The organism is Peribacillus sp. P4_C12 (assembly GCF_056402095.1).
The window spans coordinates 1-11,978 of record NZ_JBFUIB010000094.1 but is presented as its reverse complement, the minus strand read 5'-3'; the positions used below and the strand labels follow the sequence as shown (position 1 = coordinate 11,978).

At 36.4% G+C, this 11,978-nt stretch carries 9 protein-coding genes and 1 pseudogene; 6 read left to right on the top strand and 4 right to left on the bottom strand.

Annotation, left to right across the window (positions count from 1 at the left end):
- The 3 genes and pseudogenes from AC1DUW_RS13840 to AC1DUW_RS13830 form a co-directional block, all read right to left on the bottom strand.
- Positions 1–729, bottom strand: a pseudogene (locus AC1DUW_RS13840) (squalene--hopene cyclase); the annotation flags it as partial.
- A 181-nt stretch (positions 730–910) separates the two neighbouring features.
- A complete protein-coding gene (locus tag AC1DUW_RS13835) occupies positions 911–2,566 on the bottom strand; it encodes a M14 family metallopeptidase (protein WP_477642755.1) in 1,656 nt (551 codons plus the stop codon).
- Between the two features lie 458 nt (positions 2,567–3,024).
- Entirely contained in the window at positions 3,025–3,273 is a 249-nt protein-coding gene (locus tag AC1DUW_RS13830) for a DUF1450 domain-containing protein (RefSeq protein ID WP_376181162.1), read from the bottom strand.
- A 410-nt stretch (positions 3,274–3,683) separates the two neighbouring features.
- Here AC1DUW_RS13830 and AC1DUW_RS13825 point away from each other — a divergent pair, with 410 nt between their 5' ends.
- The 5 genes from AC1DUW_RS13825 to ltaS all read left to right on the top strand — a co-directional run bounded on the left by AC1DUW_RS13825 (position 3,684) and on the right by ltaS (position 10,782).
- Complete coding sequence (locus AC1DUW_RS13825; protein WP_252432816.1) at positions 3,684–4,634, top strand: ABC transporter permease; 951 nt, start codon at positions 3,684–3,686, stop codon at positions 4,632–4,634.
- On the top strand, positions 4,627–5,574 hold the full coding sequence (locus AC1DUW_RS13820) for an iron chelate uptake ABC transporter family permease subunit (protein ID WP_053348652.1): 948 nt from the start codon (positions 4,627–4,629) through the stop codon (positions 5,572–5,574). The genes AC1DUW_RS13825 and AC1DUW_RS13820 overlap by 8 nt, the downstream gene beginning before the upstream one ends.
- Entirely contained in the window at positions 5,568–6,326 is a 759-nt protein-coding gene (locus AC1DUW_RS13815; protein WP_201187265.1) for an iron ABC transporter ATP-binding protein, read from the top strand. Before AC1DUW_RS13820 ends, AC1DUW_RS13815 begins: the two co-directional genes overlap by 7 nt.
- Positions 6,327–6,549: 223 nt before the next feature.
- Positions 6,550–7,494 (top strand): siderophore ABC transporter substrate-binding protein, encoded by a 945-nt coding sequence (locus AC1DUW_RS13810; protein WP_477642757.1) that lies wholly within the window; start codon positions 6,550–6,552, stop codon positions 7,492–7,494.
- A 1,305-nt stretch (positions 7,495–8,799) separates the two neighbouring features.
- Positions 8,800–10,782 (top strand): lipoteichoic acid synthase, encoded by a 1,983-nt coding sequence (gene ltaS / locus AC1DUW_RS13805; protein WP_053348655.1) that lies wholly within the window; start codon positions 8,800–8,802, stop codon positions 10,780–10,782.
- A gap of 85 nt (positions 10,783–10,867) precedes the next feature.
- Here ltaS and AC1DUW_RS13800 read toward each other — a convergent pair whose 3' ends face one another.
- A complete protein-coding gene (locus AC1DUW_RS13800; protein ID WP_053348656.1) occupies positions 10,868–11,488 on the bottom strand; it encodes an RraA family protein in 621 nt (206 codons plus the stop codon).
- Between the two features lie 363 nt (positions 11,489–11,851).
- Between AC1DUW_RS13800 and AC1DUW_RS13795 the strand changes: the two genes are divergently transcribed.
- The coding region (locus AC1DUW_RS13795) for a transposase (protein WP_477642756.1) at positions 11,852–11,978 on the top strand (127 nt) is incomplete at its 3' end.

Genomic DNA, 11,978 nt, shown 5'->3' with positions numbered 1-11,978 from the left:
CTCTAGGGCCAAGGAATGCAAATAATCTGGATAACCAATTAAGGTTTTGACACCTGTTTGAAGTTTGGAAAAGAAAGAGCGGTATTCGTCCGTTCGATATTCCTCCCACACATATTCTTCAGTACGTTCCTCCCGCGTTTGATATAAATCTTTTAAACTAGGTGCGTTCGAGGATCTAATCTGATACTTTTTATGTCCAAGCAGAAGCAGGGGTATCAAGTTAACTCTCCCATATACGGAAAGGTCATAAATGTTGATGAAAAAGGTTGGCGGCAGTAATATAACCTCGAGCGGGATTGGGAATAGAGGCGGCCATTTATATTGGCCAGTGACGGTGAGCATCATTTTAGTTAGCGTATTGGTCTGTTTGATTCCGCCGTTAGAAAGAATGAATTGTTTGGCCTTTCTCATATGGGGATCTTGTTTTTTCCGTAGGCCGCTATATAGAAGACCATAGTAAGCTTCAATCGTGACCGAGAGATTGCCTTCCTTTTCATCATGGAAAAGTTTCCAAGAACCGTTTTCTGTTTGTCTGCTTTCAATCCTTTTTACTAAAGCCTCTATAAGGGCAGCATCTTCTATGTCTAAAATTTTTAGTAAAATAATCATATAGGCATCAGCTGTTATCCCAGTGTCAAAGGGATAGTTCCAAGATCCATCTGCTGATTGGTCTTGCTTTAAGTGATAAACAAGTCGGTTAATTTCCAATTGTACATGTTGGTGATTCAAAGGTGTTCCCCCTCCTAAACACATTGTCCGTTTATATATATATTCAAAAGTTTTTGCTGCATTCAAGAAAGACGACTGAATGGTGTCAGAAACTCTGCTAATGCTTAAAGAAGGAATAAAAAATAAAACGCTTCGGCAATGAAAGCTGCCAAAGCGTTTTTTAGGTAGTAGTGGAGATTTATTATTTAACTGGTAAGGCTGATTGTTGCATGTAGCGGTAAATCGGAAGTTCTCCGCCCTTAACAGCGGGAATGAAATTGAATGTAACGTAACTGTCTATGCCTTCAGGTTCGAGTGCGAGGGAAATGAAGTTAGCGTCAGGCTGGTCCATGTTAAATACATAGCTTCCTCTCGGGAATTCCTGTTTTTTCGCAGATACAGTGGTCGTCACTTCTTTGGTTGTATGTCCGCTTTCAAGTGTAGTGGACACCTTCAAATCCTTTACTTTGTAACTTTCAACAGATAATTTCACAGGTTTTTTTAGTTTTTTCACCTGCACTCCCAATAACTGAAGTTTATTTGCAATATCATTATATTCAGGTGGGAGGATATATGCTGTTGGTCGATCTCTAACAAGGGTAGGGTAGGCATCGGTAGAATCCAGCCAATCGATAGGCGTATCGACCTTTTTGGCTTTTGCTAAATCAACTACTGTTAACTTTTGATTTTTTATCAATTTATTTTCGCTGGTGATGACAATTTTGTCATGATCATTTGCCTTTCTCCCTTTTTTCACCACTTCATTTTCGGCCTGCTTGACCACCTTTTTTACTGTACTGGCTTGATCAGCTGTCGTTTTAATGAAGGCAGCCTGAGCTGTAGCTTGTGCATAAACACGACGTTTGAAGTCAGTACGACCGATATTGATACCCCTTGTTTCAATTAAATAGGTCATCGTATTTTTCAATCCGAGAGCGTTGCGACCGATGCGGGCTTCTGTGCTTCCTTCAGTAGCGGTAAGAATTCCAGCATCAGAAGTATCGAGTGTATAGTAATCATGATAGGAAAGCTTTTCTTTTTCCAGTGTTTTAAAAACATTAGGCAAAAGAAGTTCATCGGATGCTTTTCGAAGCTGTTCTGGAATATTTAAATTCTTTGCTGAAGAAATGAGCAGATCATAGGAAGCGATGGATCCATTTGCGCCTACCTTTTTTAGGGGAGCGGGGTTCACTGTATATTCATGTACATCAAGAATGACTTCAGGCTCATAATCATTGATGGTTTGATGAATAGTCTGTACCTCAGGATACTCCACTTTTAAATAGTCTCGATTCGCATCCATGTCATTAGATGTAAATCGTTTAAAATAATAGGAGCCATCTGGATTTACTCGTGGAACGATGGCAATGTTTACTTTATCGAGGACATCACCAAGTTTTCCTTCAGCAAGCCATTGGGCAATCACTAATGTAGATTCACCAGAGGCGGGTTCATTGCCATGAATCTGACCTTGAATCCAAATCAACGGTTTCTTAGTATCCTTTTTCAGCTTTTTTGAATCCTTGCTGAAAAGGAGCATCGGGATATCGCGTCCTTCTGTAGATTGACCAATTGTCTTAATTTGTATGTTTTTGCTTTTGTGGGATAGTTTTTTGATATAAGTTATCATTTCTTCTTGGCTTGTAAAGGCAATCTTGTCATGTTGAAAGGCAGGAGTCTTGAAGGTAACTTTAGGGTCTGGGAAAAGGTAGGAGAGATTTTCTGGCTGAATGTAGCTAGGACCCTTGCCATAATAAGGGGTAAATTCATCTGCCTGAGCCGTGGAGCTTAGGCCGGGCAATCCAGTGATAAGACTAAGAGAGACAACAGAAACAATCGTTGGTATGATCTTTTTCACATACATCCTCCTAATTAATCTTTTTCCCATAAATTATCATATATAATACTAGAAAAATAGCATAAACTTTGAAAATAGTAAAAAACAGGAAGTATCTACTAGGTTGATAAAGGGCGTTCTATGGCTAGGTGCCCAGAAGTAGTTATGTATTCTGCTACTCCTCATAAATCACAATATAAAACCTAAATCAAAGAAATGAAGACGAAACAACAATAAGAGAGCTCCAGCCGTGAAACAGTAGAGCGATCTTATTTCATCCCGACTGCAATGGATGATATAACGGATGCTCCAGAGGGGCTGATACAGCTAATCCTTTTATGCACTCCTATTATATAGAAGGAATAGGAGTTATAGAGGTTTTTTTATACGCGGTTTTCTTCATTATAATTTTAGGGATATAGTTAAAGTCTCTACAATAAAATAAGGACCAAAGCAATTTGAAGTTGCTTGGCCCGTATTTATTTTAATATGTTTTGTAACTGGTTTAACAGATCTTGTGTATTTTCCCCACTCATAATCTGCCCGTTTACTTTAGCATAGGGTGTCGTATTACAAAGTTTACATTCACTTAAACATTCATATTCTTTATATTGAATTCGGGGATTCGTCAAGAACTTTCCATACACAGCGAGTGTTTGTTCATTAAGGAAACGGTCAAGATTATTTTGACAAAATTCAATCTGGATTTTCTCTTTTTTGGTGAACATTTTAGAAAGAAAGGTTTTCATTATATCGCTACTTTCATTGGAAGAGTAAATATATGTTATTTTGATTTTATCACTTAATGTTGTGAAATGCATGGTTTGAAAGAATTTAATACACAAGTACTTTATATAGATTGTGTGAACAAGAGAGGATACAATTCCCAATTTATCTAAGTAATTAGGTTGTATATGTTGACACAAGTCAAAGGAATGGTAGAATAGAAATGACAACGATATTGATAATGAATCTCATTATCAAAAAAAGGAAAACACGTGCAGTTATTATTGTAGCTCATGGGTCTTATTTTTAATTAAAAATAGATAAAAACTGAACAATAGTCTTTATTCATATATTTTTAATTAAAAATATTATCACTGTGTTTTTACTGATATAGGAAGAGTAGGAAATGAAGATGAAGATAAGATATTTAGTCATGGCGTTAATTGTTTTATCATTTACCTCATTGTTTATTGGTGTAAAAGATATTACGCCTCTCGATTTATTAGATTTAAGTGATGATAAAGTGCAAATTATGCTGCAAAGCCGTTTTCCTAGAATGGTAACTATTATCATTGCCGGGGTCGTTATGAGTATCAGCGGCTTAATCATGCAGCAGTTAAGCAGAAATAAATTTGTATCACCAACAACTGCCGGTACGATGGATTCTGCAAGGTTGGGTCTTCTTCTTGCTATTATCATTTTTCCATCAGCAGCACTTATTGAGAAAATGGCATTCGCATTCATATTCGCTTTGGCAGGCACTTTCTTGTTCATGAAAATTCTTGATCAAGTTAAATACAAGGATACGATTTTTATTCCATTGGTTGGTTTGATGTTTGGTAATATCGTCGGATCTATTTCAACTTTCTTTGCTTATAAATATGATTTGATTCAAAGTCTCAACACATGGATGAATGGGGATTTCTCGATGATTATGTCGGGAAGATATGAACTAATATACATAAGTATCCCTTTGGTCATTCTCGCATACTTCTTTGCTAATAAATTCACTGTGGCAGGGATGGGTGAGGAGTTTGCTATCAATCTTGGACTCAATTATAAATTTGTAGTCAATTTTGGATTGGTTATCGTAGCATTATCCTCTACCGTCGTCTTGTTAACGGTGGGAACAATTCCTTTTATAGGACTGATTGTACCTAATATTGTTTCACTTTACCTTGGTGATAATTTGAAGAAGAGTCTTTCTCATACAGCATTGCTAGGGGCTGTGTTCCTATTGATCTGCGATATTCTGGGTCGGATTATCATTTATCCATTTGAAATTCCGATAGGTCTCGTAGTTGGTGTAATAGGAAGCGCCGTATTTATCTATCTGATAATGAGGAGAAAGGCATATGAATAATAAAGGAAAAATCATTTTACTAGCTGTTGTTGCAACTGTTTTAACGGCAGGTTATATCTTTTGGGATCTTGGCCCGAATTGGGATTATGCACTTCCAAGAAGGGTTATCAAAATTATCGCCATCATTGTAGTTGGTTGTGCGATTGCCTTCGCAACAGTAGTTTTCCAGACAGTAACAAATAATAAAATTTTAACACCAAGCATTTTAGGATTAGATTCTATGTATATGCTGATTCAAACAGGAGTCATCTTCCTGTTCGGTTCAACACATGTCATGATTTTAAATAAAAATCTAAATTTTCTGGTTACTTTGACAGCTATGCTTATTTTCTCCAGTCTACTGTTCAAGTTCATGTTCAAGCAAAATCGAAATATATATTTTCTCTTGCTGATAGGCATCATATTCGGAACATTATTCGGCAGTATGTCATCATTTATGCAGGTATTGATTGACCCGAATGAATTTCAAATCATTCAAAATAAAATGTTTGCGAGTTTTAACAATGTCAATACGGACTTATTGACGTTAGCTATTGTCCTTATGATAGCAGTAATCGTATATTTTATGAGATTTTTGAAGTATTTAGATGTCATGTCCTTAGGGAGAGACCAAGCCATAAACTTAGGTGTGGATTATGATTTTGTAACGAAACGGGTATTAATCGTTGTCACGATTTTAATCTCTATTTCAACGGCCCTGATAGGTCCTATCACATTCCTCGGCTTACTTGTTGCCAATGTGGCGTATCAATTTATTAAGTCTTATCAGCACAAACATATCCTTCCAGGTGCGATGCTGATTAGTGTGATTGCCTTGGTCGGCGGCCAATTCATAGTTGAGAGAATCTTCACCTTCTCTACAACTTTGAGTGTCATTATCAACTTTGTTGGCGGTGTCTATTTCATCTATCTTCTATTAAAGGAGAATAAGTCATGGTAGAAGTGAAAAGTTTATTCAAAAAATATAATAATAAAACGGTTGTCGAGGATGTATCCATTGAAATTACCAAAGGAAAAATCACTTCTTTCATCGGCCCTAATGGTGCGGGAAAAAGTACGGTTCTTTCGATGATCAGCCGACTCATTACTAAAGATTCAGGGGAAGTCCTGATTGATGGTAAAGACATGGGGAAATTCAACAGCAATGAGCTTGCGAAAAAAATCGCTATTTTAAAGCAAGCTAACCACATTAATATCCGATTGACGATTCGTGAACTCGTCGCCTTTGGTCGATTCCCTTATTCACAAGGGAAATTGACTAAAGAGGATTGGAAATATGTCGATGAAGCGATTGAATATATGGAACTTGAGAATATGCAGGATAAGTTTCTTGACCAGCTTAGCGGGGGCCAACAACAACGGGCTTTCATTGCAATGGTAATTGCACAAAATACAGAGTATGTACTTCTTGACGAACCTTTGAACAATTTGGACATGAAGCATTCTGTCCAAATCATGAAGGTATTAAGAAGGTTGGCTGATGAATTAGGAAAAACAGTCATTATCGTCATTCATGATATTAATTTTGCATCCTGTTATTCCGACTATATTGTTGCATTGAAGGATGGAAAGGTTGTCCAAAATGGACCTACCGAACAAGTCATTAATTCCAATGTATTAAAGGAAATCTATGATATGGATATTGAGATTCAAAATATCAATGATAATAAGATCTGCGTGTACTTTACTTAGGAACCACGCCATTTGGTTTTAAATTACTTCAGGTATTCGTAACTAAACTAGGAAACATTAAGAACACTCTTTAGGCTGTTAAGAGTTGGCGGGCGCCCAAGAATTGGCCGCCTCCTGTTTAAATGTAAGGGGAAAAGAGGAAAAATGATGGGTTCTAACAAGTTACGGATTCAAAATGTAATTTTAAATAATAAAAAATACTTTTCGAGGTGACATTTTAATGATTAAGAAATTATCTTTACTGCTATTAATAGCAATGCTGGCTGTAGTGGCTGTAGCTTGTGGATCAAATAATGAAAAAGAAGAATCAAGTCCGAAAAAAGAATCGGCTAAAAGCGAAGAAATAACAGTTAAGCACCAACTAGGAGAAACGAAAGTAAAAACAAACCCTGAAAAAGTTGTCGTATTCGATATGGGAACTCTTGATACACTTGATAAATTGGGTGTAGAAGTGGCTGCTGTTCCTCATGATGGCCTTCCTAAATACCTTTCTAAATATAAAGGTACAACTGAAAATGCTGGTGGATTAAAAGAACCTGACTTCGAAAAAATTAACGAGATTGCTCCTGACTTAATCCTTATTTCAGGTCGTCAATCTGATGCATATGAAGAATTAAGTAAAATTGCTCCTACAGTTTATGTAGGTGTGGATACTACAAAATATATGGAATCATTTGAAGAAAACGTAACACTTCTTGGTAAAATCTTCGGTAAAGAAAAAGAAGCTGCTAAAGAATTTGCAAGTGTTGAAGAAAACATCACCGCTTTGAAAGAAAAAGCACCAACAGATAAAAAAGGTTTAATCATTCTTGCTAGCGGTGGAAAAGTAAGTGCATACGGTCCTGATTCAAGATTTGGTATTATCCATGATGTATTCGGCGTTCCTGCAGTTGATGATAAATTAGAAGTATCTACACATGGTCAAAGTATTTCTTTCGAATACATTGCTGAAAAAGACCCTGATTACCTTTTCGTAGTTGATAGAGATGCAGTTGCTGGTGATGGAGCTGCAGCGAAAAAAACAGTTGAAAATGATATTGTAAAAAATACAAAAGCTTATAAAGAAGGCAACATCGTTTATCTTGATCCTAACTACTGGTACTTATCAGGCGGCGGTTTAGAGTCTGTTGATTCTATGGTTAAAGAAGTCTCTAAGGGTATTAAATAATAAAGATGTAAAGCAAGGCCTGCTCTCACGTAAAGTGAAAGCAGGCTTTTTTTGTTTTATATAAAGCAGATTTGCTCCTATAACAAATAGGCTAAGAGAACATACCATAATGAAAGATGACTGTACTTATTGAAAATCCCCACCTTTAAATAACGAGGGCTTATGCTCAACGACCGTTAACCAAGCCTTGTAGTTGGGCACCACAGTGAATGCAATCCCAGCTATGGATTTGATAGCAGCTAAGGAGATCAAAAGCTGGAAATGGACTCCTAGGAGCTTAAAGCAGGGGACCAAAAAAAACAAAAAACAGATGAGAATAAATATACTTTCTTCCTATTATATGTCGATTGTATAGCGATGCTATTTATCTTGCTGCTATTTATGAGTCAGGGGTAGTTTAAAGTCAAAAATCTCAGTGAACTTTGGCTGGTCATCATTGGATTTGTATGCATCTTGAATAATATCAATGAACAAACAGAGAAAATGACCCAAGATGAGTTCTATTTTTTTGGAGAGTGGGGAAGTAACATCACTTACGATGCAGTCTGAAAGCAGTCCTAATAATATTGTCAAAAATAGAAAATAAAAATGATCGAATTATGGGAAATTTGGAAGGCGATGTTGTCGATAATACTCGAATGGAGCATAAGAAAAGGCATCTTTTACAGTCAGGAATACAAGTAAATGTAGGATAAATGCTTTGAGTTATTAGTAGGTAGCCGACTCGCGTATGAGGTCGGAGATATTGAAAGAGAAGTCGTACAGGTAAATGTTCTGAACTGGAATTATAAAGTTTTCAGGGAGTAATTCCTGGACAAAATAAAATGAAAAAAAGCAATCATTCTTAGACTGTCGAATTATCGGGAAAGAAATCTTGGATAAATTTAATAGCTTTTGATGTTAAAAGAATTATTTTTTACAGTTTTTGTAATGTGCTGGTGTTTTTATATGGAGTCGTTTATAATGGTAAAAGCCTAAGGGAAGTGAAATTTAAATATAACTGTCATCCACATTTACCAGGAATTTATGGTGATATTTATTGGAATAAGATTTGGAGTTCCTATATATTAATTATAGGAAATCAAACTTCAAAGGCGGGGCCAAACTCTGTTATTTTTTCAAAGGCTTGTTCATAAGCTGAATAAGCGTTCTTTATGCAATAGTAAATATTGTGCCAAAAAGTGGTTTTGCGCAATCTTGACTATCTAAGTGAAAGAATGCTATCATAAGGTTTGCGATTTTCCGTCTTCTGTAAGTATGTAAAAATTTATATATATAAACCACTAGATTAATAGAGGTGAAAGCATGAATAATTTTCTTAAAAAGAGCCAGCATTTATTTGCAAATAATGTACTAGGCTTTTTCTTTATTGCGGTATTAATGTTTCAGATTAAAACTTATATTGGATATCGAGTTGAATTTAACTTAGGTATTGAAAATGGACTACAACAGTTTTTGCTATTCATAAACCCGATTAGTTCAGCTATTTTATTCTTTGGGTTGGCATTACTGGCGAAAGGTAAAAAATCGTTTAAATGGATTATTCGGTTGAACTTATTGATGTCCTTTTGGCTATTCTGCAATATTGTATACTACCGTTCATTTACCGATTTCATTACATTACCAACCTTGACACAAGTGCGAAATAATGCCGGAGATTTGGGACCGAGTGTTTTAGAATTATTTAAACCCCATGATGTACTTTATTTCCTTGATACGGTTCTTTTAATTGTTTTATATAAATTCAAAGACTTTAAAGTGGAAGACATCAAAGTTAAACGTCGTACAGTTGGAATGGTTTACCTTGCAGGACTTGCAATTTTCGCGATCAATTTGGGACTTGCTGAAAAGGATCGTCCGCAATTATTATCGAGAACGTTTGACAGGAATTATATTGTGAAATATCTAGGCATGTTTAACTATACTGTCTATGATGCGGTTCAGAATACTAAAACCTATGCTCAGCGTGCAACAGCTAATAGCACGGATATCGCAGAAGTCGTCAACTATACAAAAGCGACAAGCGCTGAGCCTAATCCTAAATACTTCGGTGCAGCTGAAGGGAAGAATGTTATATACTTGCATTTGGAATCCATGCAGAATTTCTTGATTGACTATAAGTTGAATGGAGAAGAAGTAACTCCATTTTTAAACTCACTTGCACATGATAATTCTGATTTCATGTACTTTGATAATTTCTTCCATCAAGTTGGTCAGGGTAAAACAGCGGATGCTGAATTCATGCTCGAAAATTCTCTGTTCGGTTTACCACAGGGGGCAGCATTCACAAACCGATCTCAAAATACGTATCAAGCGGCACCAGCGATTTTAGGACAAAAAGGATACACATCTGCTGTGTTCCATGGTAATTATAAATCTTTCTGGAACCGGGATAATATGTATAAGTCTCTTGGCTTTAATCAGTTCTTCGATGCAAACCATTATAATATGGAAAATAAAGAAGAAGTACTAAGTTATGGATTAATGGATAAGCCTTTCTTTAAAGAATCCATTCCTATGTTAGAAACACTTAAACAGCCTTTCTATACAAAATTCATAACAGTATCTCACCATTTCCCATATGCTATGGATCAGGAAAAAGCAACAATTGGTAAACAAACAACGGGTGATGCATCGGTTGATAGTTACTTCCAAACTGCACGCTATGCCGACGAAGCGCTTAAAGAATTTTTCGATTATCTGAAAAAATCAGGCCTATATGATAACTCGGTAATCGTCATGTATGGCGATCACTATGGTATTTCGGAAAACCATAAAGAAGCCATGTCAAAGGTGCTGGACAAAGAAGTGGGCACGTTTGAGAATGCCCAATTACAACGTGTACCATTATTGATTCATGTTCCAGGCGTTGAAGGCGGGGAAATGCATCAATACGGTGGACAGATAGACCTTCTCCCAACATTACTACATTTGTTAGGGATTAAATCAAATGATTATGTACAATTCGGTTCAGATTTATTATCAAAAGATCATAATGAAGTAGTACCTTTCAGGAATGGAGACTTTGTAACGCCAGATGTTACTTCCATTAAAGGAAAGTACTATGATACTAATACTGGAGAATTGGTCGAGGAGAATGAAGACATTCTCAATTATAAAACGAGAGCTGAAAAGATGCTTAATTTATCCGACCAAGTCGTAAACGGAGACTTACTCCGATTCTATACTCCAAATGGTTTTAAACCGATTGATCCGAAGGATTATGATTACACATACAATGAAGAAGATTCAAAAGAAGTTGATTCAAAAGTTGATTCTGATAAATAAGGGGTTAATAAAAAAACAGGCAGGAAGCAATAGCTTCCTGCCTGTTTTTTTATAGTTAAGGGGATAATTTTAATAAGGCAGTTCTTTAGGATTTTGCAGTCATCATGGCAATATACTTCCTGATTTCATCAGGCTTTCCTGCATACTTTTCTGCACGCTGTTCATCCTTTATGATTTTATCTTTTGCTTTTTTTAATATTTCTTCACAAATAGCTTGAGGGACGACCACGACTCCATCTACATCCCCTATTATAATGTCGCCTGGATATACAGTGACACCACCACAGGAAATTGGGATATTGGTTTCACCCACACCAGCCTTTCCACTTGAGGCAACAGTAGTCCCTTTACTGAATACAGGGAAATTTAGATCTTTAATGGCTGCTAGATCACGAATAACTCCATCGACGACGAGAGCTTCAATTTCCATTGTTTGCATCATGCCCACAACAAAGTCACCAGCGATAGCTCGGTATGTATCCCCTTTGCAGTCAACAACTAATATGTCCCCTGCCTGGGCCTCACCGATTGCCTTTAAAACGGCTGAATTATCACCGACTGGTACCTGGACAGTTAATGCACGTCCGGCAAAATGATATTCATCTTTTAGGGGTTTAATTGCTGAGTCTAGATTGTTCAATCCATCCATTGCATCAGAAATGGCCGTGGTAGGTAAAGCTTTAAACTGTTGAATGAGACTAACCATGAAAATAAGTCCTCCTTAGGATTATTGGAATATAGCCTAATTATAACAATTTTTATAATTTTCGGATAATAGGTATAGGTTATCATTCTTTATAATTTTTAGACACGTTCGTAAATGTACATAACAACCAGTGAACGTCAGTAAACTCAAAACAGACTTTTCCGAACGACTTATATCGTACAATTCAATATAAAAACGAACCGTTCGCAAATGTCTACTTAAACGAACAGTAGCAACAATGCTATACCGCCCATTTCGGCAATTTTATACGCTAAGAGAATTCCAACCTGAAAAGTCGATCTCCTCTACGTGAACTGCACCCCAATTGTTAGACACAACTAACAATTGGAGGTGCAGTTTTTTATGGCGAGATTTTCTTCAGAAGAAAAAATACAGGCAGTAAGACAATATATAGATGGTAATGAGGGAGGACAAACAATTGCTAAATCTATTGGTGTTCATCCGAGTTTACTCCATCAGTGGATTAAAC